Origin of the sequence: Bradyrhizobium sp. ISRA442, assembly GCF_038085055.1 — a bacterium.
Classification (GTDB): Bacteria; Pseudomonadota; Alphaproteobacteria; order Rhizobiales; family Xanthobacteraceae; genus Bradyrhizobium.
Window position 1 is genome coordinate 520,107 of record NZ_JALGCN010000002.1, and the last position, 25,764, is coordinate 545,870.

At 59.1% G+C, this 25,764-nt stretch carries 25 protein-coding genes and 2 pseudogenes; 17 read left to right on the forward strand and 10 right to left on the reverse strand.

Annotated elements, in window-relative coordinates:
* Window positions 1-157: 157 nt before the first annotated feature.
* Window positions 158-478, forward strand: a complete 321-nt coding sequence (gene tnpB, locus MTR72_RS05540; RefSeq protein ID WP_425304745.1) for an IS66 family insertion sequence element accessory protein TnpB — start codon at window positions 158-160, stop codon at window positions 476-478.
* Window positions 479-523: 45 nt separating this feature from the next.
* Window positions 524-2,185, forward strand: coding sequence for an IS66 family transposase (gene tnpC / locus MTR72_RS05545; protein WP_341510164.1), 1,662 nt, complete (start codon window positions 524-526; stop codon window positions 2,183-2,185).
* 402 nt (window positions 2,186-2,587) lie between these two features.
* Here tnpC and MTR72_RS05550 read toward each other — a convergent pair whose 3' ends face one another.
* Window positions 2,588-3,067, reverse strand: coding sequence for a redoxin domain-containing protein (locus tag MTR72_RS05550; protein ID WP_245473586.1), 480 nt, complete (start codon window positions 3,065-3,067; stop codon window positions 2,588-2,590).
* 737 nt (window positions 3,068-3,804) lie between these two features.
* On the opposite strand from MTR72_RS05550, the gene MTR72_RS05555 reads away from it, so the two are divergent.
* Window positions 3,805-4,221 carry a cupin domain-containing protein gene (locus tag MTR72_RS05555; RefSeq protein WP_341510165.1) on the forward strand — a complete coding sequence of 139 codons (417 nt, stop codon included), beginning with the start codon at window positions 3,805-3,807 and terminating at the stop codon, window positions 4,219-4,221.
* 505 nt (window positions 4,222-4,726) lie between these two features.
* Here MTR72_RS05555 and MTR72_RS05560 read toward each other — a convergent pair.
* Both MTR72_RS05560 and MTR72_RS05565 read right to left on the reverse strand, forming a co-directional pair.
* Window positions 4,727-5,200: a cytochrome b gene (locus MTR72_RS05560; RefSeq protein ID WP_445819552.1), complete on the reverse strand. Its 474-nt coding sequence runs from the start codon at window positions 5,198-5,200 to the stop codon at window positions 4,727-4,729.
* Between the two features lie 65 nt (window positions 5,201-5,265).
* On the reverse strand, window positions 5,266-5,541 hold the full coding sequence (locus MTR72_RS05565; RefSeq protein WP_341510167.1) for a hypothetical protein: 276 nt from the start codon (window positions 5,539-5,541) through the stop codon (window positions 5,266-5,268).
* A gap of 452 nt (window positions 5,542-5,993) precedes the next feature.
* Between MTR72_RS05565 and MTR72_RS05570 the strand changes: the two genes are divergently transcribed.
* The 6 genes from MTR72_RS05570 to hemC all read left to right on the forward strand — a co-directional run bounded on the left by MTR72_RS05570 (window position 5,994) and on the right by hemC (window position 11,394).
* The gene (locus tag MTR72_RS05570) at window positions 5,994-6,386 is read left to right on the forward strand and encodes a hypothetical protein (protein WP_341510168.1); all 393 of its coding nucleotides are present in this window, start codon (window positions 5,994-5,996) and stop codon (window positions 6,384-6,386) included.
* Between the two features lie 45 nt (window positions 6,387-6,431).
* The gene (locus MTR72_RS05575) at window positions 6,432-7,829 is read left to right on the forward strand and encodes a cbb3-type cytochrome c oxidase subunit I (RefSeq protein ID WP_341510169.1); all 1,398 of its coding nucleotides are present in this window, start codon (window positions 6,432-6,434) and stop codon (window positions 7,827-7,829) included.
* Window positions 7,826-9,154 (forward strand): c-type cytochrome, encoded by a 1,329-nt coding sequence (locus MTR72_RS05580; RefSeq protein ID WP_341510170.1) that lies wholly within the window; start codon window positions 7,826-7,828, stop codon window positions 9,152-9,154. Before MTR72_RS05575 ends, MTR72_RS05580 begins: the two co-directional genes overlap by 4 nt.
* A gap of 9 nt (window positions 9,155-9,163) precedes the next feature.
* The gene (locus MTR72_RS05585) at window positions 9,164-9,406 is read left to right on the forward strand and encodes a hypothetical protein (protein WP_341510171.1); all 243 of its coding nucleotides are present in this window, start codon (window positions 9,164-9,166) and stop codon (window positions 9,404-9,406) included.
* Between the two features lie 13 nt (window positions 9,407-9,419).
* The gene (locus MTR72_RS05590) at window positions 9,420-9,866 is read left to right on the forward strand and encodes a cytochrome C (RefSeq protein ID WP_128935392.1); all 447 of its coding nucleotides are present in this window, start codon (window positions 9,420-9,422) and stop codon (window positions 9,864-9,866) included.
* A 592-nt stretch (window positions 9,867-10,458) separates the two neighbouring features.
* On the forward strand, window positions 10,459-11,394 hold the full coding sequence (gene hemC / locus MTR72_RS05595; RefSeq protein WP_341510172.1) for a hydroxymethylbilane synthase: 936 nt from the start codon (window positions 10,459-10,461) through the stop codon (window positions 11,392-11,394).
* A 291-nt stretch (window positions 11,395-11,685) separates the two neighbouring features.
* Here hemC and MTR72_RS05600 read toward each other — a convergent pair whose 3' ends face one another.
* The 3 genes from MTR72_RS05600 to MTR72_RS05610 form a co-directional block, all read right to left on the reverse strand.
* A complete protein-coding gene (locus tag MTR72_RS05600; protein ID WP_445819553.1) occupies window positions 11,686-12,006 on the reverse strand; it encodes a DUF6894 family protein in 321 nt (106 codons plus the stop codon).
* Between the two features lie 99 nt (window positions 12,007-12,105).
* Window positions 12,106-13,974: a Na+/H+ antiporter NhaA gene (gene nhaA, locus MTR72_RS05605; RefSeq protein WP_341510173.1), complete on the reverse strand. Its 1,869-nt coding sequence runs from the start codon at window positions 13,972-13,974 to the stop codon at window positions 12,106-12,108.
* Complete coding sequence (locus MTR72_RS05610) at window positions 13,971-14,294, reverse strand: hypothetical protein (protein WP_341510174.1); 324 nt, start codon at window positions 14,292-14,294, stop codon at window positions 13,971-13,973. Before MTR72_RS05610 ends, nhaA begins: the two co-directional genes overlap by 4 nt.
* Before the next feature lie 963 nt (window positions 14,295-15,257).
* Here MTR72_RS05610 and MTR72_RS05615 point away from each other — a divergent pair.
* From MTR72_RS05615 to MTR72_RS05630, 4 genes and pseudogenes are all read left to right on the forward strand, one after another.
* Window positions 15,258-15,737 carry a hypothetical protein gene (locus tag MTR72_RS05615; protein WP_341510175.1) on the forward strand — a complete coding sequence of 160 codons (480 nt, stop codon included), beginning with the start codon at window positions 15,258-15,260 and terminating at the stop codon, window positions 15,735-15,737.
* 42 nt (window positions 15,738-15,779) lie between these two features.
* Window positions 15,780-16,646, forward strand: coding sequence for a caspase family protein (locus tag MTR72_RS05620; protein ID WP_341510176.1), 867 nt, complete (start codon window positions 15,780-15,782; stop codon window positions 16,644-16,646).
* 163 nt (window positions 16,647-16,809) lie between these two features.
* Window positions 16,810-17,094 (forward strand): (2Fe-2S)-binding protein, encoded by a 285-nt coding sequence (locus MTR72_RS05625; RefSeq protein ID WP_341510177.1) that lies wholly within the window; start codon window positions 16,810-16,812, stop codon window positions 17,092-17,094.
* A gap of 101 nt (window positions 17,095-17,195) precedes the next feature.
* Window positions 17,196-17,375 (forward strand): annotated as a pseudogene (locus tag MTR72_RS05630) (ferritin-like domain-containing protein); the annotation flags it as partial.
* Between the two features lie 25 nt (window positions 17,376-17,400).
* Here the strand turns inward: MTR72_RS05630 and hemE are convergent.
* Window positions 17,401-18,435, reverse strand: a complete 1,035-nt coding sequence (gene hemE / locus MTR72_RS05635; RefSeq protein WP_341510178.1) for a uroporphyrinogen decarboxylase — start codon at window positions 18,433-18,435, stop codon at window positions 17,401-17,403.
* A 111-nt stretch (window positions 18,436-18,546) separates the two neighbouring features.
* On the opposite strand from hemE, the pseudogene MTR72_RS40300 reads away from it, so the two are divergent.
* A pseudogene (locus MTR72_RS40300) lies at window positions 18,547-18,765 on the forward strand (hypothetical protein).
* Between the two features lie 422 nt (window positions 18,766-19,187).
* Here MTR72_RS40300 and MTR72_RS05640 read toward each other — a convergent pair.
* The 3 genes from MTR72_RS05640 to MTR72_RS05650 form a co-directional block, all read right to left on the reverse strand.
* Entirely contained in the window at window positions 19,188-20,282 is a 1,095-nt protein-coding gene (locus MTR72_RS05640; RefSeq protein ID WP_341510179.1) for a DUF7482 domain-containing protein, read from the reverse strand.
* Window positions 20,283-20,351: 69 nt separating this feature from the next.
* Window positions 20,352-20,921 (reverse strand): cytochrome P460 family protein, encoded by a 570-nt coding sequence (locus MTR72_RS05645; RefSeq protein WP_128956822.1) that lies wholly within the window; start codon window positions 20,919-20,921, stop codon window positions 20,352-20,354.
* An 11-nt stretch (window positions 20,922-20,932) separates the two neighbouring features.
* Window positions 20,933-21,607 carry a cytochrome P460 family protein gene (locus MTR72_RS05650; RefSeq protein WP_128935402.1) on the reverse strand — a complete coding sequence of 225 codons (675 nt, stop codon included), beginning with the start codon at window positions 21,605-21,607 and terminating at the stop codon, window positions 20,933-20,935.
* 1,080 nt (window positions 21,608-22,687) lie between these two features.
* On the opposite strand from MTR72_RS05650, the gene hemA reads away from it, so the two are divergent.
* The 3 genes from hemA to ccmB all read left to right on the forward strand — a co-directional run bounded on the left by hemA (window position 22,688) and on the right by ccmB (window position 25,748).
* Window positions 22,688-23,953, forward strand: coding sequence for a 5-aminolevulinate synthase (hemA, locus tag MTR72_RS05655; RefSeq protein WP_341510180.1), 1,266 nt, complete (start codon window positions 22,688-22,690; stop codon window positions 23,951-23,953).
* A 375-nt stretch (window positions 23,954-24,328) separates the two neighbouring features.
* Window positions 24,329-24,955 carry a heme ABC exporter ATP-binding protein CcmA gene (gene ccmA, locus MTR72_RS05660; RefSeq protein ID WP_341510181.1) on the forward strand — a complete coding sequence of 209 codons (627 nt, stop codon included), beginning with the start codon at window positions 24,329-24,331 and terminating at the stop codon, window positions 24,953-24,955.
* Between the two features lie 130 nt (window positions 24,956-25,085).
* Window positions 25,086-25,748: a heme exporter protein CcmB gene (gene ccmB / locus MTR72_RS05665; protein WP_128935405.1), complete on the forward strand. Its 663-nt coding sequence runs from the start codon at window positions 25,086-25,088 to the stop codon at window positions 25,746-25,748.
* The last annotated feature ends 16 nt before the right edge of the window (window positions 25,749-25,764 follow it).

The following is a 25,764-nucleotide window of genomic DNA, read 5'->3' on the forward strand; positions in this document are numbered from 1 at the left end:
GAGTTCGTTCGGCGGCAGCTGCGCGTACTGGATTGATAGAGATCGATCTCGGCAACCGACGGTGCATCCGGGTGGATGCGCACGTCGATCCGGAGGCGTTGGCGCGGGTCCTCGATGTGCTTGGACGCCGATGATTTCTGTACCAGGGAATGTGCGAGTGTGGCTGGCTACAGGCTACACGGATATGCGCAGAGGCTTTCCATCGCTGGCCCTCCAAGTGCAGGAGGTGCTGCACAAAGAACCGCTTAGCGGTCATTTGTTTGTCTTCCGTGGTCGCCGCAGCGATCTTGTGAAGGTGATCTGGCACGATGGTCAGGGAGCCTGCTTGTTCACAAAAAAACTCGAGAGAGGAAAGTTTATCTGGCCATCGGTTGCCGGTGAAGCGGTAACGATCTCGCTGGCGCAGTTGAGCTACCTGCTGTCCGGGATCGATTGGCGCAATCCGCAAGAAACCCAGCGCCCGACGCGGGTCGGATAATCGTTTTGGGTTTGAATCTGATGCTCGATCTGATTCAATGGCTTCATGACATCGAAGCCGGACGATCTTCCGTCGGATCTCGCAAGCGCCTACCTTGCGCTGCTGGCCGAGCGCGAGGCGTTGCAGGCTGAACGCGATGTGGCAGTCGCGGATGCCGCCAACGCGCGGGCGGAGCTGTCGGACAGCGAGGTGCTGATCGCTCATCTTGAGCTACGGATCGAGAAGCTCAAACGCGAACTGCACGGGCAGCGCTCCGAGCGCACGGCGCGGCTACTCGAGCAGTTGGAATTGGAGCTCGAAGAACTCGCCACCACGGCGACCGAGAATGAGCTGGCTGCGCAGGCTGCCGCGGCAAAAACCCAGAGCGTGAGCGCCTTCACGCGCAAGCGGCCGGTGCGCAAACCGTGGCCGGACGACATCGAACGTGAGCGCGTCGTCATCAAGGCTCCAACGACCTGCGCCTGCTGCGGCGGATCGCGGCTGGCGAAGGTCGGCGAGGATGTGACCAAGACGCTGGAGGAGATTCCGCGTCGCTTTAAGGTCATCGAGACGGTACGCGAGAAGTTCACCTGCCGCGATTGCGAGAAGATCAGCCAGCCGCCGGCACCGTTCCATGCGACGCCCCGCGGCTTCATCGGCCCACAATTGCTGGCGACGATTTTGTTCGACAAATTCGGCATGCATATCCCGCTCAACCGCCAGAGCGTGCGCTTCAAGGCCGAGAGGATCGATCTGCCGCTGTCGACGCTGGCCGACCAGGTCGGCCACGGAACCTTCGCCGTCATGCCGCTGTTCCAGCTGATCGAGCGTCATGTGCTCGCGGCCGAGCGCCTTCATGGCGACGACACCACCATCCGCGTCCTGGCGAAGGGCAAATGCACGACCGGCCGGATCTGGACGTATGTGCGGGATGACCGGCCGTTCGCCGGGCCTGCGCCGCCGGCGGCGGTCTATTATGCCTCGGGCAATCGACGGGGCGAAAATCCTCAGAGGCATCTGGCCGCCTTCGTCGGCATTCTGCAGGCGGATTGCTATGGCGGCTTCGAGCCGTTGTTCGACCCAAAAAGGAAAGCAATGCCGATCACGCCGGCATTTTGCCTGGCCCATGCGCGGCGGGGATTCTTCGAGCTGGCTGACATCGAGAAAGCCGCCCGGGAAGGCAAGGGCAAACCGGTCTCTCCGATCGCGCTGGAGGCGGTCAGGCGTCTGGATGCGTTGTTCGAGATCGAGCGCGCCATCAACGGCCGTAGCGCCGACGAGCGGCGTGCCGTGCGCCAGGAGCGGAGCAAGCCGCTGCTCGACGACATGCACGACTGGCTGCTCCGCGAGCGAGAAAGCCTCTCGCACTCCGCCGAGGTCCTGAAGCCCATGAACTACATGCTTAAGCGCTGGGACGACTTCGTCCGCTTCCTCGACGATGGCAGGATCTGCTTGACCAACAATTGCGCTGAGCGTGCATTGAGAGGCATTGCCTTGGGAAGGCGCAACTGGACCTTCGCTGGCAGCCAGCGTGGCGCCGATCGTGCAGCTATCATGCTGACGATGATCACGACCTGTCGCCTCAACGACGTCGATCCCAAGGCTTGGCTCGCCGACGTCCTCGCCCGGATCGCTGATCTTCCCACCTCGCGTCTGCGCGAACTGCTGCCCTGGGAATGGAAGCTCCTGCACCAAGCCGGCAAGTCCGCCAATCAGCAAGCCGCCTGACCCTTCACGCAACGCCATCGTAGAACTCGCCGTGCTCGCGCGCATGCGTCAATCAGGCGGCCTTCGTCGTATGCGTACGCTCGGTTTCGCCTTGGTTTCGCTGATCTTCGGCTTAGGCGGAGATCATAGCGCGACCTTTTGCTCGGTTGCAGGAATGACCTTCCGCCCTGATGGGAGCTGCTACCAGCAGCGTTCGCCAACTCAGATAGCTTCCAGAAACCGGAATGCCAGCACTTCGTCGAAAGTGTTGCCGTTATCTGACTAGGTGAGCCGCTGCAGACGTCGTGGCGGAACCCTAACCAACCGCGCAAAACATTCCTGAATCATGTCCCCGGCCAAGCGCCATCCAGACACGTGCGCCATCCATCGATCTCCCAGCTAATCCCCGCTGCTTTGCTGCTTTCAATTTTTTGCCAAAGATTTGAGGTGGCGGACAAAACCGAGCACATCGTCGGGCATCAGACGGCCGATCGCGCGGGTCGAATAGACGGCCGTCACCACTTGGCCTTCGGGGTTCAAGACGAAGCCGGTTGCCTGGAGACAGACGGGATCGTCATTAACGAAGGCGCCGGTCACCGCGGAAACCGCTCGCGCGTCAGCACCGTAAGCGACGGGGAAACCGATTTTGTGCTTTTCGACGAGCATTTCCGATTTTTCCCGGTCGTCTACCGATACCGAGACGACCTTGATGCCTTCACCGACGAATTTGTCTGCCGCTCGCGCGAAAGCGGCGAGCTGAGCGTTGCAGTACGGGCACCAGGAGCCACGATGGAATAAAACCACGCCAAACCAACCTGCAAGATCGGCAGGCAGGCTGATTTTTCCGCCCCCGACGCGAGCGAAGGTAAGAGATGGAAAGATGTCGCCGTTTTGCAGCATCATAATCGGCCTCACTGTTTGAACCGCAAGGCGCTCGAACCGCCCGCGGCTTCCTCAAGAACGGCCCCGCATCCGGTGACCAGGTCTCTTCGCTGATCCCATCTCCGGAAGGCGCGCCGATTCGATGAGGTCGTCGCTTCGCATTATCGAGCCGCCTAGCTTCTCAAGCCGACATTGTATGTCGGTCACGGGATCGAATTATACGACGTTAGCTCGGAGATTGACCAAAGGACGTCGGCAACGCAAAATTGATTGTCGCCATGAAATCAATAAACGATAGTTATAGTCACTCGCGCAGTGCGCCCCCGAGCCAGATGCCAGTGGCCGCGTCTGCAGAAACTCGCCGCCTCGGCAATCGATCAACGTCCCAGCCTGCGGGAAACGGCCGCCTATCCACTCCTGAACTGACATTGCATGGCGCCAATGACGTCATGTGTGGCGTTGACGTGGCACACCTAATTCGCCGGGTGCGTGCGGCACGCGGGCTCCTCTCGCGTCGGACTCTCATCAGCACAATGGACGCGTTGGAATGGAAACCATAACAGTCAGACATTTTCCCGTGAGGTGACGTCAGCTTAGCATCGCTCAAGTGAGCCTAACGTTCCACCACGAGTTTCAGATAACATTTGAAATAGCCAGTCTCGTGACGACCTCTTCCCGCCCGTTATAACGGATACTATCGTGATTTTCCTATCGAGGATCATCATCTTTCCGACTTGTTGCTCAAAAGGACAAAGCCCATGAAGATCCAAACCATTATCGTCCTCAGCGCCGCTCTCGCCTTCTCGATGACCGGCCCTATTTGCGCCCATGATAGCGGGTCGGAAACCGTCACGAAGAACTTCGAGGCGGCTATTCCCAATATGCCTGGCAAGTCGCTGATTGCTGTGGAAGTCGATTACGCACCGGGCGCGGCCTCTCCGCCCCACACCCACGCGAAATCCGCTTTTATCTATGCATATGTGATCTCAGGCGCGATCGAGTCGAAGGTAAATGATAGCGAGACGCGCATCTATCGAGCCGGCGAGAGCTGGTCTGAATCTCCGGGTTCGCTCCACTCGATCAGCCGCAACGCGAGCAAGACCGAGCCGGCGAAGCTGCTCGCCCTGTTCGTCCTTGACACCAATGACAGCCCGCTCACCACTCCTACCAACTGACGCTTCAGACGCAGTGAGCAACGAACGTCCTCAAGGAGCTAACGATAGACGAGTACAATGCGTTCACTCGGTTCATCGGGCCTGCACCGCATCGAACGGATCTTAGCCACGCTCGCTAGCACATTCTACGACAAGCCAACTGCCCGCGCAGTCGAGGCTGTTTGCGGCAGGATCGGCAACCCCAACGCAGATCTTCACGCGCTACGATTGCGCAAACTACTTGCGCGACGTCGAACAAACGAGCCTCAATGTCGCTCGACTTGATTGGGTAATCGGCAATTCGGCGACTCAAATTGCACCAGCTAACAACGGCGGTCTGAGGGCGACCTCGGCTTCCTGCAGGAGGCACGGACTTTGACATCATCTACCGTAACTTGTGTCAGTGCGCTGTCGCGACGAACTCCTGTCAGTTGGAGCGGCAGCGCATGAGATTCAGTGAATTTTGCAAGCAAACATCGCCAATTTCAGAGGGAATACGGCTCTCCGCGGTACTCGGACTGATCATTCATGCGCCGGGAATCATCGACTGAAACACTTCATCACGCAGATAAAAGTAGTGGAAGAGGGCCGCGGCTGTATGCACGCCGGCAACCCAGAGGATGGCGTTACCTAACGTGGCATGTATTTCCATCATCAGATGACCCAGACCATGCGCTTTCGTGATCTGCGGAGCGATGTCGAATCCGGGAAGAGTGACGGGAATCCCCTCAAGCCAGGTACCAAGCACGGCCGTTGTTGGAATCGCAATGAGGAACACATAAAGCACGAAGTGGACGAGCTGCGCGATCAGGGTCATCCATCGCGGCATCGGCTGCTTCGCTGGCGCGCTGTCGATCAGCCTCCATACCAACCGCAGTACGACGACACTGAAAACAAGAACCCCGAGCGTCTCGTGAATCCTCCGGAGCCCGTCCGCGGAGGCGGAATAGAGCGAGTAGCCATCGCCACTGCTCAGCACATAAGCGACAACAACCAGCATGACCGTCAGCCAATGGAACAATCGGGCGCCGGCGCCGTAGCGAGAAGAAGTGCTGCGCAAAGCGATTACCTAATTTCGAAATTCACCACCGCGGCTTCGCCTCTGGCTCCGGGCAGCGTCACCCTGAAGGTGATTTCGACGAGCTGTTCAGGAAAGGCCAGTCTCGCCACACCGATCAGGTTGCTGGCGCACCGAGGCGTGCCGCCGGCCTCCCTACGCACGTTGCCCGCCGCGGCGAATGCGGCGACGACGAGGACATAAAGCCTCTCCTGGACGGCTGTGTTCAGCGTTGCTCCGAAGCGCGCTGTACTCTTGACGGCATTGGCGTCGGTCGCTCGCATCTGTCGTTCCATCATCGAAACCTCCGCGAGCCGACCGATTCATCGAGAAGCAGGCGCTATCAGGTTGCCATTTTCTTGCCGGCTGAGTTGGCCAGATACATGGATCGCATCACCGACCTCAAACTGTTGTCTTTCATATCGACCCTCGTTGCTTTTCACGCTGGTCGCGTCTCGTTGGCGGCATTTAGTATTTGAATGACGATGTTGAAGAATGACCCTGCAACTGCGTCGAGTGAAATCACCTTTCGCCATAGAGTCGATAGACGATCGTTATTGCCGCCTCCGCGGTGTGACGACACCTAGCGTGGAATGCCTGCAGGCGCATATCCAAGCGACTGGCGCTCGCGCCTTTGGACAAATCGAGTTTTGCTCGTTCCATAGCGACCCCGCTTACCCTTGTCGCAACCTAGGCGATCAGCGTAGGGCAACCTGGATCTCTGGAGATGCGACGGGTGGCATTCCTCACTACGACGCTGTTGGTCGGCGATAACGATCGTATATCGACTCTATGTCGAAAGGTGATTTCCCTTGGCGGCCTTGCAAGCTCATTCTCCAACGCGTCGTCATACCGCAGCTTTCAAGACGTCACCAACACGCGATCAGATCGAGAAGCCAAGAGGCTCGATATGCAAAGCAACGGCGTAAACCCGGCTTCAGTAAGTGGTAAAGCCGCCGATTTCGGCGAACCATGGGAAGATGGCTACCGGTACGTAACGGCGGACAGGATCGGCGAAACGATCCATGTTTCCGACCAGCTCAGCTACAAAAATGAGGACAAAGTGATCGCGCCGGATTCTCCCGATAAAGCCGGCCCGGTTGCAATGCCGCTGACGTCACGCTTTTAGTGCGCCTCAGGGCAACGCTGAACAACGTCGTCGAGGAGACGGATGATGTCCGATAGCGCTGCAGCCATTCCACTTCGCGCGCTCCCTCCGGATGACCGTGTTTTGGCACGGGTGCTCGCGGCGTACGTGGCCTCGGCAACAATCTGGCTTGTATTCGCCACGGCCGTGGGGCTCCTCGTCAGTTTCAAATTCGCTTACCCGGATTTCGCGACCACGTCAGCGCTGTCGTTCGGTCGGCTGCGCGCGATACACACCAGCGGAACGTTTTATGCCTGGGCGAGCCAGGCGCTGATTGGGCTTGCGCTGTTTGTCGCCGCGCGCAGTTCTGGCGCAAGGCTCTACAGCGAGCGCCTCGCATGGATCAGTCTTGCGCTCCTCAATGTCGCCGCCGTGCTGGGCACGGTCACACTCGATCTCGGCTTCACCTACGGCCAGGAGTATCGCGAATGGCTGTGGTGGATTCGCGTAATCCTTGGACTCGGCTTGATCACCGCGGTCTGGAATATGATCGCCACTGTCGAGCGCCGGGATGGCGAGCATATCTATGTTTCTAACTGGTATACTATCGGGGGCACGCTGTGGACGATTGTTATGGTCGTGGTGTCGATGTTGCCCTGGTATCAGTACGGACTGGGTCAGGTCGCGGTACAGGCCTTCTTCATGCATAACGCCGTCGGACTATGGTTCACGCCTCTATCGCTCGGTGTGTCCTACTATGCGCTGCCGAAGCTCCTGAACCGGCCGATCTATTCATATTCTCTCGGCGTCTTTGCATTCTGGACCAATCTCATCTTCTATCCGATCATCGGCGCTCATCATTTTGAATTCAGTCCACTACCATGGTGGCTGCAGACTACGGCCATCGTCTTCAGTGTGGCCATGCTGGTTCCAGTGCTGAGCGGCACCGCGAACTTCCTTCTCACCTTCCGGGGGACTCACGAATGGATATATCGCTCGCCCGCGGTTTTCATCCTCGTCGGCGTCTACGGCTATCTACTGGGTTCGACACAAGGCACATTCGAGGCGTTTCGCTCGCTGCAGCAGCTTTGGCATCTGACCAATTACACGGTAGGGCACTCGCACCTGACGATGTATGGCTTCGTCACTTTCGCGATCTGGGGCGGCATCTATGCGCTGTTGCCGCGCGCCACCGGCAAGTACCCCTACAACCTGACAATGGGCATACATTTCTGGCTGTCCGCCGTCGGCGTTGTCATATACGTTGCGGCGCTATCGGCCGCCGGCACCGTTCAGGGGCTCGATTGGTTTCGAGGACTCACCTTCATCCAGTCGGTCGAAGATGCCGCGCCATACTGGCTGTGGCGCTCCGTCGGCGGCTCGCTCATGTTCGCCGGCCATCTTGTCTTCGCTTTCAACGTCTGGACAATGACCTACGGTAGGTCCTGCACCGAGTTTGCGGCAGCCAAGACGGTGCCGGCGTGAACAGGACATTGGCCATTTCTGGCGGTTCAACGCTGATCTACACTGGATTAGCGATTCTTATGGGCGTGCTGCCGGGGATCTGGCTGTCGAAGGTGCCACCGACGCCGGGCCTTAAGCCACTAACCTCGATTGAGGCGCGGGGTCGAGATGTCTATGTCTCCGAAGGCTGCTTCTATTGCCATACCCAGCAAGTACGCCCGCTCTCTGGAGATAAGCCGTTTGGCCGCCCGTCTGCGCCGGGCGATTATGCCTACCAGACTACGGAATTACTAGGTTCGGAGCGCACTGGTCCAGACTTGAGCAATATCGGCGCGCGGCAGTCGAGTAGCATATGGCAGTACATCCATCTCTATCAACCGCGAGCAGTTGTGCCTCAATCGATCATGCCGGCCTTCCCCTGGCTGTTCAGGATTGTGGACAGACTACCTCCAGGAGAGAAAGCGGTGCCATTGCCGCCCCAGTTCGCGCCAGGCGGGACCGTCATCCCCAACGACGACGGCAAGGCGCTCGTAGCCTATTTGTTGTCCCTGAAGCAGCCGCCGCTCGTTCCGACGCAGTCCCGCGCCGCGACTGAGAGTCCTTCGAGCGGGTCCCTGCGGTTTGACGCCACCAAGGGTGCCGCATTGTTCGCCGACAACTGCGCATCCTGCCATGGCGCGGAAGGCAAGGGTGTGCCGGGAACGTTTCCGCCGCTCGCCGGAGATCCGGTGGTTAACGACGCCGATCCCACGGCACATATTGGCGCTGTGCTGCACGGACTTGGCGGGCGGGTAATCAATGGCCAGAGCTATGAAGCGCAAATGCCGGCGTTTGCCGATCAATTGTCTGATCAGCAGATTGCTGACATCATCAATTACGAGCGATCCTCGTGGGGCAATCGTGGTGCCTTAATCAGTGCGGCTGATGTCGTCGCGGCTCGCGCCAACGAACCACTGCAGAAGCAGGCAACGACGCCGAAACAGGACTCGCCGGTAGCGCCCCCGGCACCGACGTTCGATGCTGCGGAAGGATCGAAGCTCTTCGCCGACAACTGCGGCGTCTGCCACGGCGCCGAGGGCAAAGGCGTTCCTGGCACATTTCCGCCGCTTGCAGGCGATCCGGTCGTTAATGCCACTGACCCTGCCGAACATATCACCACCATGCTGCGCGGCCTTAGCGGCAAGGCAATCGACGGCCAGAAGTACGAAGTAGAGATGCCGCCGTTCGCTGACCGACTGTCTGATCAGCAGATCGCCGATATCATCAATCACGAGCGCACGTCATGGGGCAACCACGGGCCGTTGGTGACGCCTGCCGAGATCACGAAGCTCCGTGCTGAAAAATAGGAGGCGACGATGACCGATACGATTACCACCTGGATTCTCTCGGCGCTCGGCTACCTCTGCACTGCGCCTTCGATCGCTGGTGGCGCTGGCGGTCCTAGTCTTGGCGGACCACTGCTCGGCAACGCGCTGGTGGCGGGCGGGGCCGCGCTCGTGACACTTAGCTGCATCGTGGCGGCGGTGTGGATGCTGGTCGCCCCCGGCGAACGGTATCCCTCTCATCCAAAATATCGCGTCCTGCATGCCGACCGTTAGAGGATTGCAATACGTGTCCGATCCGCGCATCCGCATCTATCTCGACGAAGCGACCGATCCCGTCACCGATCAGCGGCCACCGGCGCAGATAGCGCTCGACACCAAGAGCCTTGCCGACGGCGAGCACGGCCTGCGCATCGAAGCCCAGGACGCCACTGGCCAAGTCGGCGTCCGACGCCTTCGGTTCCAGGTCCGCAATGGGCCCGGGATCACACTCAGCGGGCTAGGTGATGGGGCTGTCGTTCACGGTACGCTGCGCTTCATGGTCAACGCGTTTGGAGCCGAAGAACCATTCGAGCCGCACCGGGCAGAATCGCCCTCGCCAATCCCTGTTTGGGTTTGGGTGCTAAGCCTGCTGATCGTTGCTTGGACCGCCTGGTATGTCGCGACGCTTTGGAACGTTCCCGCGAACTACGCCAAAACCCCGACCTATTCCACGTCAATGAATCCATTCAAATAGCGCGCCGCTAGAAGCGAGCTTAACAATGAGGGGCTTCGCCCCAGCATCAGGGATCAAGCTCATATGCCACGCACCATAGTCAACAAGCACGGCTTCCCCGGCGTCAGGAAGCGGTCGGACTGTGCTAGGCGGCGAAAACCCTACTACGCCCGCATCAGCAATGGTTGCGAAAACTTCATCTATAGCAAGAACTTCGCGACGGCCGAGGAGGCCGCTGCGGAATATCAGCGAATGAGGGCTGAAAAGTCATCGCCCCTATCGTCGAAGGATTACCGGTGAGCATCCTGCCCGATGTGACCCCCCGGCGCCACTGGCCCATCCGGGTTTCCGCGACTCCGAGCAAATATGCGCGTTCACGACACATTGCGTGGAGGTGACTAGAAAGCGACGCGATCCAATCGAGCGGCATCGGCTCTTGATCATGAAGGCTCTCCCTTGGCTTGGCATAATGGCCCCAGGTTTTTTCGATCACCGGCCTACCTTTATCGCTTCGTTATGAACACAAGTGACGGCAGCCCACATGAAGCCCTACAGGTCGATCCCTTCGCAGCGCTAGAAGTCGGCGCGCCACACAACAATCAGAGCCTTGATCATGGAAATTCGCCTCGGCACCAGACGAAGTGATTTGGCCCGCTGGCAAGCCAGTCACGTCGCCGCTCTTATTCATGGCGTCGAGCCGGCCGCTGAGGTAAGACTCGTTTTCACAAGTTCGGTTGGCGATAGAGATCGACGGTCGTCCTTTCAACAGTTTGGCGGCATCGGAGCATTCACGAAGGAGAGCGAAGACGCGCTTACGCACAAAGAAGTTGACTTGGTCGTTCACTCTCTCAAGGATCTTCCGACCAGATTGCAGCCCGGTTTGGTATTGGCGGCCGTTCCCAAAAGAGCGGATCCTCGTGACACAATTTGTGGCGTTACATTAGATCAGCTACGACCAGGGCTGCGCGTCGGCACTGGATCAATTCGCCGCAAAGCGCAACTTCTCGCTCTTTGCACTGGTCTGGATGTTCGACCCATCCGTGGAAACGTTTTTCCAAGGCTTTGTAAGGCAAAGAACCGAGAGGGAATAGACGCTACTCTATTGGCAGCGGCGGGGCTGTCACGGCTAGGATTGCTACATGAGGCCTCACAGATACTAGACTCGAATGTTTTCCCGTATGCAGTCGGCCAAGGCGCCCTCGCGGTCGAAGCTCGCGAAGAAGATACCGCACTCATAGCACTGCTTCAAAAGATTGAAGATCGGAAATCGCGCACCGAAGTAGACGCAGAGCGCGCATTGATGAGAAGTCTCGATGCGGGTTGCAGCTTACCGCTCGGGGTTTCTGTCAGATGGGTCGCCGGGACATTAACGCTTCGAGGACAGGTGACTCATCCAGATGGCCACACGAAGATTGCTGATGAATGCGTTGGGACGGCCGATCAAGCCGACGCAATAGGCACACGTCTCGGAGACAAACTTCTTCAGGGAGGTGCGGAGGAGATATTGAAGGCTGTGCCTAGCATCATGGAAGAGCAAAGGCCAATCTGAATTCGATACCTGGCGTGACGAAGGACTTCGGGTCTTTGGACACCGCATGCGATTTCGGCGCGACCAGTTGCAAAGCCTGAAACCTGGCCCACCACCGAAACGCAAGGCTGGCGGCGGCGTTTTGCTGCCCAGCGCGCGCGAGCACTCCTCCGCAATTCGTGTCGGCGCATCAAATCGATCTTGACCTTGCGGCGCTGACGCTGAAGATAGTCTTCGTAGGGCACCAGCGGCCTGCTGTTCAAGTGGGACATAAGCGCGTTGGTCCAAAGGATCGCTTGGAACACGGCGACCTCAATTCGGCTCCCCGAGCACGAAAGTGAACGGCACAACGAAGAGCTCATCGCCCTGATCATTGCTGACATGCAGAACCCAGTCGCGCCAATCCTCGAGGCTGCGCTCTTTGGTGAGGGACTGCACGATGCGGTTCGCATGATCCCGCGCTTCAGCAAGATCATCCACGACCGCGCCGCGGCGATCGACGAAAACCTTCTTGGTGTTCGCGCAGTGGAAATATACGTGCGTCATTTCGACTCCTTCAAATGCGACGGTTCGCCACGATAACTCTGCGTTGCTGGTGTCCTCGACGGCGGGATACCAGGAGATCTCGACCAAGTGCCCCTAAGTTTCACGCCTGCGATGTGGAACAGGCGGACCGCCGCGTCGCAGGTGAAATCAATCTCCTTTTCGCGGTCAGGCATAAGCGGCGGCAAGCTATGATGAGTTCATGCCGGCGCTCTGCGGCGCATCTCCGATAAGCTCCTGATGCGAAGCTCCCCAGAGCAGGCCAGTCCCGACGACGGCAGAAAGACTCGAGGCGGCGAACACAGCGATTTTTGCGGCCGAGAGGTCCGTGGTGCTTGGAAATGCCTGTCCGGCGATGAAGAGCGACATCGTGAAGCCAATGCCAGCGAGGGCTCCTGCCCCGCCCAGCTGCCGCCACGTGTATTCGGCCGGCTTGACGGCGATGCCTGTGCGCACTGCCGCTGCGGCCGCGAGGAAGACGCCGAGCGGTTTTCCTATAGCGAGACTAGCGACGATCGCAGCCGCGAGACGGCCATGGCCAGCGAGGACGCTTGGGTTGATCGTCACTCCGGCATTCGCCAATGCGAAGATTGGGAGGACAGCGTAGCTCGATCGTGCGCCGGCGTGTCGTAGCAGTCGATCGGCGGGTGATTCAATTCTATCGTAGATTGCGTCGAGCGCCTGCAGGGCTGGAGTGGAGGGGCCGCGCCTGAGAACTTCGCCCTCATGCCGAGCTTCGGACGCGATGATGGTGCTCGCCTGCGTCATCAGGGCGGCCAGATTGGCTGGCGGTCGCGTCGGAATGAACAAGGCAAGTAACACGCCGGCCAATGTAGCGTGGAGACCGCCCGCGTATACGAGGGCCCACAGCGCAGCGCCCATCAGGATGTAGGGCGAGAGATGGTACACCCCAGATCGGCTCAGCAGCGCTAACGCAACTACAACCATCGCCGCCGCAGCAAGGTAGGCCAGATGGATTTCGCCGGAGTAAAACACGGCGACGACGACGATCGCACCGATGTCGTCAACGATGGCCGCCGCCGTGAGGAAGATGCGCAGCTCGACCGGGACGCGGGAGCCCATCACTGCAATCAAGGCAATCGCGAACGCGGTGTCGGTCGCCATCGGAACACCCCACCCGTGCGACCACGGCCCCGCGGGGAGAACCAGCGAATACAGACACGCCGGCACAACCATGCCGCCGAGCGCGGCCGCGATCGGAAGCGCCGCGGAGCGACGGCTTGCGAGGTGTCCGACTGTCATCTCGCGCTTCACTTCCAATCCCACAACGAGGAAGAACAGCGTCAACAGCCCGTCGTTGACCCAATGGAGGATGGACATCCGAAAGGCTGCGCTGCCCAAGCTCACGCCGAACTCCCAGCGCCAGAGCGCCTCGAACGCCGCCCCGATCGGTGAGTTCGTCAAGACAATCGCCGCCACAGTCGCGACGACGAGCAAAATGCCGGCGGACGGGCCCCAACTCGCGAAGTCCAGGGCAGCCGTACGGACGCGGTGGCCGAGCGTGCCAAGCATTGCATCAACGAGAGAACTTTCGTCCCAGGGTCCGTCGTAGCGCCGGCGGTTGATGTAAAATGTCGGCGTGAATCTCACGCCGCTCGCGCGTGCACTCGCGATGTCCGACTCCACCCTCGCCTTCGCGCGGCGAACCGCGTCGCTATCGCGAAGCGTGGGGTTGGCATGCACGCCTAGGTCAGCGGCCACCGCCGAAAGGTCGTCCTCTGTGAGCTGCATCGACCTTGTCATCAGCTTGATGTGCGCGGACCAGAACGTCTCTGGCGTCTGAGCAAGCTCAGCGAGCTCCGCAGCACGGAAGGAAAGACTGTTGTCCGTGAGCGGCCTGTGGCGGAAGGCATAGCAAACGCGGTCGCCAAGTTGATCGCGCGCCTGCGCGATGCGCTCGTTGGCAGCCCTGCAGTGCGGACAGGCGTAGCTGCCGTACTCAACCAGCGAGATCTCGGCATCGGCGGGGCCGAGCACGTGCTCTGTCTTGTGATCGACCGCACGATCGAGGCGGCCGGGCGGGATCATAAGCTTCATCGCTGAACGGAGCCCAAGTGTCCGCGCGCCATTCTCACCGGGTGCCGCTCGCCTGCAGCGACTGCGGCTCGCGCATCGAACGGATTGGTATGGCACGCGACGCCCGACACCTCGCCGTTGGACCCGACGACTGGGATCTCCATACATCTCGACGCGATGCGGCCGATATCGTCATAGCGCACGCAACTCACACTTGTGCTGAACGCACGCTCCACTCCGTTCGCAACACCCGCGCCCTCCACGAGCACGACGACATTCTCCAACGGCGGACGTTCGACAGAGTGGAGCAAGGAAATGCGAGCGGTCTCTTCGATGTGCATGTCGGACCTCTGATGATCGTCCAACGGAAGGCCGACTTCGGCCGCAGCCGCGGGCGGGCGATGACGGATTAAGATTGGGTCAGCGACGGTGGAAAAGAAAATCACCTCTCGCCATGAAGTCGATAGCCAGCCGTTATCGGAACAGCTCGAAAGTAGTGCGTCACGTGCTGCGGGTCGGAGCGGAACTCTCGGCAGGCGCGATGAGGTGTTCACGCGCTCATACCTTCGGCGGAAGGATTATTATGCGCGGCTCAGCCGATCTCTCGGCAGAAACACTGGTGCCGCGAGCGCGGTTGTAAAGCACAAGCGCCCGTACGCCCCGCCGCAATCGGAGCTGCGAGTAAACCGTGAGCCAGAGCATTGCGGAAGGACCGGCCCCTCACCTCGCCGTCCCCCACCGCAGATGCGGAGAGAAGAACGCCTGTCGCTCTGAAGGCACACGGCCCGACACGGCTTTGTGCTTTCTACCCTGGTGCGGTGCCCGCCACTCGCACGGATTTCCAACACTCGAGGCGCCGGTTTAAGCAAGCTCCGCGCACCGACGACGTCGAGGGCGCGGCCGTCCCGACCGGGTTCGAGGGTACCCACCGTCAATCCGTGCAAAACCAGCGTCGCTATGGCGCCGGGATCCCTCCGGCCACAAGAGCCCGTCGTCCACCGGCGTCCTTTACCACGACGGAAACTTTGGTTCTTCGAATGCATATCACGCGAAGTCGGTGCCATCACGCTCTAGCCCATGAGTTCGCCGCGCCATGGGTGGTACATGATTGTCTGCTCGCCACGTCCGCAGAGGCTCCTAACTCGTCGTCGCCCTTGAACTACCCGATGATGGGCCTCCTCACTGTAGTCTCGCCCAGCAAAGCGGCAATAATGGTCGTCTATCGACTCCATGGCGAGAGGTGATTTCCCTCGACCGAGTTGCAAGATCATTCTCGTTGCGTGGTTTAAAGAAGAGGAGCTTCCATGAAGATTCAGGTCTACAGGCTCGCGAGTGCGCTCGCAATTGCCGTTCCTATCGCGATCGCCGCCACAGCCAAATCGTCAGCCTCGCCGATCAATGGCACGTCGATGAGGGCGACGAAACCAGATTTGACGACAGACGTGCACTTATTGGCGCGGCGGAGTCACCACTCTGCACCGGCAGCATACGGTTCATCGTCCTACGACGGCTCGTGGGACCTCGTCTTCGTGACGCAAAGAGGAATCTGCGATTCCACTTACAGCTTCACTGTCGATGTGACCAACGGAATTGTCACGCATCCTAATCTCGTGAAGTTTCGAGGATACGTTGCAAAAACGGGCGCGGTTCGCGCTTCCGTGACGGTCCAAGACAAATATGCCGCGGGCGCGGGCAAACTGTTTGCGACGTCCGGTCGGGGGACCTGGAGCGGCCACTCAGGATCAGCGCGCTGTTCAGGCTACTGGATGGCGCGACGGAATTGACGAGCAAGCGGAAAGGCGCGTTTCTTCGGAGACCATAATGGAATGAGATCTCCCAGACTAATCGGCGTTGCAATCTCGCTCAGCTTGCTCGCAACCAGTCTCGACGGGACAAGGCAGCGGGAGACGCCTCGGCCCATCAGCGATCCCATCTGGTCGGGCGAATCCGCGCCCCTCGATACTAGTCGACTGGCGCTGGTGATTGGCAATTCGGCCTATCCCGATGCTGACTCTCCTCTTCCCATAATGACACGCGACGCGGAAGGCCTGACAAATGCTCTTCGCGAGCACGGCTTCCTGGTCGATGCCATTGAAAATGCCACGGGCTCGGACATGACACACGCAGTCGATCATCTAAGGGCAAGAGTACATTCGAACTCGACTGTGTTAGTTTATTTCGGAGGTTACGGAATCCAGTCTGACGGACACAATTATCTAATCCCAGTCGATGCGAAGATTTGGAGTGAAGAAGATATCCGTCTACAAGGGCTAAGCATTGACCATCTCCTCTCGCAACTCCAGACTTCAGGAGCACGCGTCAGGCTCCTAGTTATTGAGGCTTCGCGCCGCAACCCTTACGAGCGACGCTTCAGGACTTATTCACATGGGCTTGCACCCATTCAAGGAGGTGAGAATGAGCTGATCCTGAGCTCAGCCGCGCCTGGTGCAATCGTCGAAGACCCTGATGAACTACATAGCCGGCTGATGACCGCTCTTCTTACGCAGATGGATTCTTCGAGGGGGATAGAGGAGGTCTTCAACAATACCCAAAATGCAGTGGTGACTGCATCTCAGGGCCAGCAGACTCCAGTTGTGTCATCTACGCTAACCGAGAGCGTCGATCTTTGGGCGGAACGGAGCGGCGTTCCCGTGTTCTCGGTCGGATCTGCGGCTAGCGGTCGCAGCGAGTGAACATACAAAGTTCAGCTGATCTGCAAGGAACAAAGGTCAGGGAAAGACTTCCAAGGGCGGGTCACCACTCAATCATCTCCGTGCTCTTTGGACTATTCTACGCGCCCGACCGCCGTCCAATATCGATCTCAACACCCTTGCTGAAACGTCCTTTTAGGGTTTCATGATCGTTTGCTCCTGCAATGTTCTCACCGACCGAGATGTTCGCCACGCCGTGAACACGGCCGAGGATGCGCTGCGCAATGCCAAACAGATCTATGACTGTCTCGGCTGCAGCGCTGAGTGCGGCCGCTGCGCGCGCACCATCAAGACGATCATCGACGAGCCGTATAGGGAATGTGCGCTAACCTGTCAGGCCGACTGTCCGCATCGCCGGATCAAGGATGACGCGCAGGACGAGCCCAGAGTTGGACCCGCAGCGACCAACTTCCTTGGTTTTTCTCGGTAGGTGGCTCTCGGTTTTGTCTCGGGGATGCTTGCTAGTTTTTCCTCAGAAGTGTTCTAAACTAAGAAGGGCAAAAGGCCCAACCTCAAGCCTTGGAGTTCATCATGAAGGGCGACCCCGGAGTCATCGAGTATCTTAACAAGGGACTGCGTCACGAACTCACCGCAATCAAACAATACTGGCTGCACTACCGGTTCTTGGCCAACTGGGGCCTGCTGGAAATGGCCAAGGCTTGGCGCAGGGAGTCGATCGAGGAGATGAAGCACGCTGACCGCTTCACCGATGTTGGGCCTGTCGGAGGATCGCTCGCTAGCCACGCACGCGTTTGATTATCTGTTCGACATGGGCGATCGGCGTCTCCGGCTGGATGCCGTGACCGAGATTGAAGATGAAGCGCCCTTGCGAAAAATTCGTCAAGGTGTTGTCGATCGCGTGGTCGAGTGCCGGACCGCCCGTGATCAGCACCAGCGGATCGAGATTGCCCTGTACGGCGACCTTGCTCTGCACGCGCTCGCGGATGAAGACGGGATCGGCAGTCCGGTCCATGCTGACTGCATTGACGCCGGTGGCCTCGACGTAACCAGGCAGCTGCGCGCCGGCGCCGCGCGGGAAGCCGATGATCTTCGCATCGGGCACCTTGGCGCGCACGCCTTCGACGATGCGCCGGGTCGGCTCGGTTGACCAGCGCACGAATTCGGCGGGCGGCAGCACGCCGGCCCAGGTGTCGAAGATCTGCAAGGCGTTGGCGCCGGCCTCGAGTTGCGCCAGCAGATATTGGATCGAGCTCACGACCAGCACGTCGATAATTTTCGCGAACGCCTCGGGATGACGGTAGGCCATGATCCGCGCCGGCGCCTGATCGGGCGTGCCCTGGCCCGCGACCATATAGGTCGCAACCGTCCACGGCGCACCGCAGAAGCCGATCAGCGCCACCTCAGGATCGAGCGCGCCGCGCACGATCCTGAGCGCCTCGAACACCGGCGCGAGCGTGCCGAAGTCGGACTGCGCGGCGAGCGCTCCGATCTTGACGGGATCATCCAGCGGATCGAGCCGCGGACCTTCGCCGACCTCGAACCGCACCGAGCGGCCGAGCGCATGGGGGATCACCAGGATGTCCGAGAAGATGATGGCCGCATCGAAGCCAAACCTGCGGATCGGCTGCAGCGTGACTTCGGCGGCAAGTTCCGGACTGAAGCAGAGATCGAGGAAGCCGCCAGCCTTGGCGCGCACCTCGCGATATTCAGGCAAGTAGCGGCCGGCCTGCCGCATCATCCACAGGGGCGGGATGCTTTGCCGGTGGCCGGAGAGCACGTCGATGAAGGGTTTTGTCGCAGACTGGGGCACGAATGGTCCTGATGCAGAGTTGAGGTTCTTGATACACCGGCGCGCGCAGAAGCGGAGCATGGCAACCTGCTCAAATGCGCCGCGTTGGCTCAGTCAATGAAGGAGAACTCCATGGCTCAGACCTTCAATCCCGCGCCGCCGACAAGCACGCCGAGGACTTAGGCGAAGCGCTCGCGGCCGATCGCCACGCCAAGCTCGACACCGGGTTGGAAGATAGCTTCCCCCCCTCCGATCCCGTCAGCGCCACGCAGCCGACGCCATCGAAGGCCGACCGCAGATGCCGACAATATCAAGTCGATCTTCAAGTTAGCGGCCGCCGGTTTCCGATAGGCTTGCTAAGACCTTGTTAGTGATCTGCGGAAACCCCGGTCCGTAGGAGTACCAAGCATCCTATCAACTTGTCGAGGATCGGCTTGGAGACCGCAGGAGCGTCCTCGCGCTTCAGAATGGCAATATGGGATTCTCCTGCTGCGAACCGCAAATGATTATTCGATGCCCGTGGTCGCCACTGGACTGGCTCGAAACATAGGGCCGATCGCGCCACGCCACTGAAGTGGACGGCAACCTGTCCTTCCAACGCCGCAGCATCGGTCGCGATAGCCCGGCAGATTATCAAGGCCTACAAACAGTAGCGTCGGGTCCTAGCGCGTGCTCATCAAATTCGCGTCGACGTGAGAGGGAAGCGTCGGTGGTTAAGAGACCGATTGCGCTTCCCGCATGAACGAGGGAAGCGCAGCTATGTGGCCAGGAGATTATTCATTGGTGAAGCCTACAACCGGACAATTCACTAGATTCCCCGTCGTCTTCACCGGCCCTCCCGCAGGGCTCACCAGTAAGCCCGCCGCACTTTTGGATTCAAGATCGTCGCCGTCAGTGATCAGTTTCCTTTTATCCTTCACGATAGCTTCCTTGGTCCACTCGGCTAGTCGTACGTCCCACATCGGGGAGTATCCGGCGCTGATCTCAGTGAAGTGCGCGAGGATGTCGAGCGAAGGCCCCTCTCCCTTGATAGCACTGTTGAGTCCCTGGCGATTCGGATCGCTCGCCCCCATGTTGCCATTCACAATCGTATAGATCACCTCGATCGCGCCGCTCTGAAGAATGTCGCTTTCCGCAGGCGCAAAGGTGGACGCCTCAAGGGTCGCCGACTCCTCGGAATTTGCGTCAAAACTAAGATAACGCAGGTGTTTTCCGTTCGCGAATCCAGACCGGAGTTTCAAGTCGACAGTGCCCTTATCAGGACAGATGCTTGCTACGGAATCCGTCACCACGGAGTAGTCAGGGCTGCCGTTGCAGAATGAAATTTTGTCCGGCCCGACATCGAACGCGATGATCGGCGCATTGAAAACGATATTCATACTATTGGACACCCGCACCAGTGGGCTGTAGTGCGCATCCCCAATAGATCCGGCTCGGGCTGTCTTAGGAGGAAAGAAACTAGGCGCGTCCCCTCCGACCAACTTCTGCGAAGGTGAGAAATCGACCCGGCCTGATTTAAAGGTGAAGTTACCCGAGTCGTCCATTTCCGCAATCCGTGTGCTCTTCAGGTTCTTGGCATCAGTGAGACTCGGCGCCCACGTAAGTCCCATCTTTTGCGAAGTATCGTAATCGCTTACGTCGGTGAGAACGAACCAAACGGTCTCTCCCGAGGCAAGACGGCCGCGATGGAGCGGTAGCGTCACCACCTCTCGTACTAGGTCCACCTGGCCCGACGTAAGAAACTGCTTCGTGATCTTTTTGCCAGCAGCTGGATCGGCCGCTAGACTTACATGAGGTGTCGAAAACGACACCACAAACATCACCATCGATCCGCAAACGCATCTGACGAGCTTTCCGCTGGGCTTCATGACGCTACCTTCTTTGCATCCAGTCTGGTTTTGCACACGTGACATTAAAGCTAGTTCGCCGAGGGCCTGTCACTTTTTGAGTCCGGGATAGCCTTGAACATAGATCCAGTCAGTCGCTTTGGCAGGGATGTGGCAACCTAGACAATCTGAGCGAAAGTCGGTTGAGGTCGTTTTCACCGGGTCACCCGCGTCAAACCAGGACCAGCCCCAACCGTTGCCCCACAATTTATTATCGGGGTGACTGTTTTTGCCGTCCTTCACCATCATGAACCAGCCTTTGAGGCTTTGTTGATGGCTGACGGTCCCAGTCGTCATTTCCGAAGTCGCCGCGGCGTACACTTCTTTCACCAGGATCGAACCCTCGGGAAATTTGCCAGTCGTCCGATAAGCTGCCGCAGTTCCGGGCGACCCATAAACCACGTGCATCTCCTTAGCACCTTTGTCACCTGCAACAGACCAGCTCCCAAGGAATTCGTAGGTCGTTCGGTACTCTTTCGGGACATGCATGTTGCCTGCCCCGTCGACGAGTTGTTCTTGCGCAGAGGCGGCCTGGCTAGGTACGACCTGTGATACTAGGCAGCCGACGCTCACAGCGATAAACGATGCGGACGCTATGGCCGCACTTCTGAGAATTTTCATCACGGTTGTCCCTACTTTTTGATAGACGGATTCTCGCTGGGCGGCATTTTCTTGGAGCCACTCTGGCCGGGCGGTAGCGGCACCTGGTCGAGCAGCGCGTAGAACTGCGTCCATACGTCATCTCGTTTCGCGCTTGCGATGTGGCAGTAGCCGCATTCCTCGACCGGCCGGACTTTGGCAGTGGCTGCTTTCGGTTCGTGGTGATTGAAGTTGAAATAACCCCAACCGTCGCTTGCCTTATATCTCTCGGTGTCCTTGACGGTCACATCCGCTCCGTTGAACGCCCCCGGGAAAAATCCTTTTCCCGATGGCGCGGTACTCGAACCGTCCGGATTGGTGGCAGGCTGCATAAGCTGCAATTCCTTCACGAAGATTGTTCCTTCAGGGAAGACGCCCGTTTTCTTGTAAATATCGTAAGAACCGGGCTCGATATACACGTTGTGAAATTCCGGGAAATTTGCTTGAGGCGGGTTCAAAAAGTTGGGCGTCAGTGGCGATCCAACGTAAACCCATTCGTGAAAGTTTTTTGGCAGAATAAGGTCCCCGTCTTTCGTGTATTCAGGAAGATAGCGGCCGGTGGCGTGCCAATCGTCGGGTGGCGGAAGCTGTGGTTGCTGCGCGAACGCTGCGGTTGCTAGAGCGCCAACGCCAAGGACCGCGGAAAGTGCCAGTACGGTGCGTCTCATAATCTCTCTCCTATGACAGCTCGATATTGCCGATGAGGCAATGACTGCATTCTTGCGCAGGTGGTCTCATTAACTGCGCGCAGATCAGACTAGGCGTGGATGCCCAAGTGCGAAAGCAACAAGGGGGCATGAAATCGATGCCCGATGGAAATGACGCACTCTCGAACTATTGCTGTCTGATCATCAGATCTTTCTGTTCCCTCGCAACCCGGCGCAGTGAGTTGCGACTAATGGCCATGTCCAGTCCTTGCTGATGAGCTAGACTCTTTGCTCATCTGCAGATGGGACCATTGAGTGTCCAATTCTTGCTGTTCCAAATGTCGCACGCGATCCCACGGAAGGGACCAGTGCAGTTTCTCGGCCGATACCGAGCCCCGATCACTCAATCCCTTTTAGCGTCGTCCACTCGCTCGCGGCTTGCCTCTGCCTACTCCGGGCGATTGTCGCGTCACCGCAGCTTACGAGCTAATGTCCAGCGTGTCGGTGGAGGCACTTCGCGAGAAGGCATAGTGTCTCGACTGGCGACACCTCACCGCGCCAGCGCTGAAGAGGCCTCCTACATCAAACAATGGGTGCGTGACACTACCAGTCGGCAGGCGCTCTCTGTTCACTTCGACCCGGCTGCCGATCCGGATCGCCCAGCTCTTCGCTGGTGAACAGCAATCGAGCGGCTTGGACTATGATCTGGGCGGCATCTTAGAATGCGGTGAGCGACGAACCATCTCGCTGATCTGGTCGTACAGTTGACTTAGCGTCCGGTACCAAGTCGCGACCAGGGGGATTTTGCGTCCGGGCGGCGTGCGCACCATGCAAAAAGGACGGGAGGCTAGCCTAGGTCTGAGCTGCCTCAGGCAGCGGCGCTCGATCATAACCGGAGGATTTTAAAATCATAACTGAGACGAGTGCGAAGTGCTCTGCGTGATGGGCTATGGTCGACCTATGCTCGAGCGACGGATAGGGAAGGTTGACATGGAAGATCTCGACATATCGGCTGAGCGTCAAGCGAAGCATCCAGCGCACGGAAGCTCCGGTAATGGACATTCGTGTGCGAACACACATTCGTGTGCGGACATGTTGTGCATGAAACGAGCGTTGACGAGGTCCACCGCAACCTTCGTTAGGGGCGCCGTCAATTGTGCGGCCGAAACATACGAACACCATTTTCGTGGCTCTCTTGAGCGCCTGCGCGAAGAACAACGTTATCGCGTCTTCGCTAACATCGAACGCGTCTCCGGTCGCTTCCCTACCGCCAAATGGCGCCGCCTCGACGGATCCGTTACTGAAATCACGGTTTGGTGCTCGAATGATTATCTGGGCATGGGACAACATCCGGAGGTTGTGAGCGCGCTGACCGCGACGGCACACCGCTGCGGTGCAGGAGCAGGTGGAACTCGCAACATCGCGGGAAATAGTTCGCCCTTGGTTGATTTAGAGGGCGAACTTGCTGATCTGCACGGCAAGGAGGCCAGTCTCGTCTTCACCTCCGGCTACGTATCGAACCAGGCCAGCATCTCCACGATCGGTAAGCTGATCCCAGAGTGCGTAATCTTTTCTGATGAATTCAACCACAATTCGATTATCGAAGGCATCCGTCAATCAGGTTGCGAAAAGCGAATTTTCCGCCACAACGATCTTGGTCACCTTGAGGCCTTGCTTCGCGAGGCGGGAAGCCGCCCCAAGCTCGTCGTGTTCGAATCGGTCTACTCAATGGACGGCGATGTGGCGCCGATCGGCGCAATCTGCGACCTTGCCGAGCGGTATGGGGCGATGACCTACCTTGATGAGGTTCACGCCGTCGGCCTCTACGGCGCTCGCGGCGGCGGAATTAGCGAGCGCGAGGGTGTGATGCACCGCTTGACGGTGATCGAGGGTACTCTCGCCAAGGGATTTGGCTGCATTGGCGGCTATATCTCGGCGTCGCGATCTATTTGCGATGCGGTGCGCAGCTTCGCGCCCGGATTCATCTTCACGACCGCCCTCCCTCCACCGATTGCCGCCGCAGCGCGTGCATCTGTTCGCTATCTGAAACACTCGTCTGCCGAGCGCGAAGCACACCAACGCCAGGCCGCTGCAACGAAAGAGGCGCTCCAAGCCGCCGGGCTTCCGGTTCTCCGGACCGGAACCCACATCGTGCCTGTGATCGTCGGCGATGCGGAATTGTGCAAGGCGGCAGCCGATCGCCTTCTACAGCGCCACGCCATCTATATCCAGCCGATCAACTATCCGACGGTCCCGCGTGGGACAGAGCGGCTGCGCATCACGCCGTCGCCATACCACGCGGATACCCATATAGCTGAACTCGCAGCTGCGCTCGCTGAGACCTGGGAGGCCCTTTCTCTTTACTGAGAGCCGTGATTGGGAACACTCCCGCGACCGCCTGCGGCTTCGTCGGCAGGGCGTCGGCTAATCGACAGCGCAGCGTACAAGGGAAGGGCGTCGGGCGTTCCCGGTGGTGCAGCCGAGGCAGCAAGCTGGGCAATGCAACATCGCTTTCACGTTTGTATGGGCGATCGCGTGGCCCATCCTGCCCTCAGCGTTCAAGATCTGGCTCGCATCCGTTTAATGGGCAGCCCCGCAGAGCGAACCTCCTCGGCCTCCTGGGCTGTTCTCCGTCGCCGCTCGAACACGTTTGTCCCGAACCGTCGTTCATTTCGATAAGCCCTCCAAATGAGGGTTCGTTGAAAACGATCACAACAAAACAACGGACAACGAGGACTGAACATGGATATTAGGCAGCGATCCCATCTGCTGATCGAAGATCTGTCCGTGGCTCGCGGCGAGCGCATCCTGCTCGACGGGATATCTTTGCGACTAAGCGCGGGCCAAATCGCCGAAGTGACCGGTCCCAACGGAGTGGGCAAATCTACACTCTTGCGGGCGATCGCCGGCTTTTTTCCACTAGGATCCGGCCGCATGTCATGGGTGGAGTCGGAAGCCACGGATCCGGCGCCCCTGGCAGAACGCCTCCACTACGTGGGCCATCTCGACGGGTTGAAATCGTCGTTGACCGCCCGCGAGAACCTCGACATCGGCCTGGGATTTTTGGGGCGAGACCGCCGAACCCCGTTAGAGGCGCTGGACCGCATGGAGTTGGCCCACGTTCTCGATCTGCCTGTCGGCTATCTTTCCGCGGGGCAGCGTCGCCGTGTCGCATTGGCCCGGCTTTTAATCGTCGATCGCCCTCTATGGTTACTCGACGAACCGCTAACAGCGCTCGACCGGCACGCGCGCGCCTTGCTGAAGACTATCGTCGCCAGCCATCTCGAAGGCGGAGGATTGACACTGGCCGCGACCCACGAACCTCTTGGTCTGCGAGGGACAGTCCAAGTCAGACTTGGAACCAGTTGATGGCCATTTCGCTGAAGTGCGGTCGCACCCCACATAGCGGTCTGTCTCGAGGTCGGGAGAGAAGAGATCACGCTGCTTTTCCGATTTCAGCGGAGCGGTCTCGACGCAATGGCGATGCCGGATGGGCACCATGACCCGTATTCTCCTCGTCGTTTTTCTTCGCGACCTCATGCTAGCCCGCCGCATCGGTGGAGGTGGGATTCTCGGTCTGGTCTTTTTCCTCAGCCTTGTGACGGTCGTACCTTTCGCGATCGGGCCTGACCTACGCTTGCTGTCGCGGATCGGCCCAGCAATTCTATGGATAGCAGCACTTCTCGCGAGTCTATTAGGCCTCGACCGTCTATTTCAGGCGGATCAAGAGGACGGTTCGCTGGACCAGATGTTCCTGTCGCCGGCGCCCCTAGAACTCATTGTTCTTGTGAAGTGCATCGCCCACTGGTTTGTGACGGGGCTACCGCTCGTTATGCTGTCGCCTCTGTTTGGCCTGATGTTGGATTTGGATGGTTCCGCCCTCCGATCGGTTGCAGCAACGTTGCTGGTTGGTACGCCGGCCTTCACCTTTCTGGGGGCGATCGGGGCGTCTCTTACTGTCACCCTGCGGCGCGGCGGTCTGTTGCTATCGATCCTCGTCGTACCACTAGCCGTGCCGGTGCTGATCTTCGGTGTCTCCGCGGCGCAAAGTGCCACAACGCCCTTTTTGACACCGTTCTTGGTCCTCTGCGCGCTCGGACTCGCGTCCATCGCGCTCGCTCCGATAGCTGCGGCCGCAGCACTTCGTAGCGCGGGAGAGTAATGAGCGCGTGCGACGA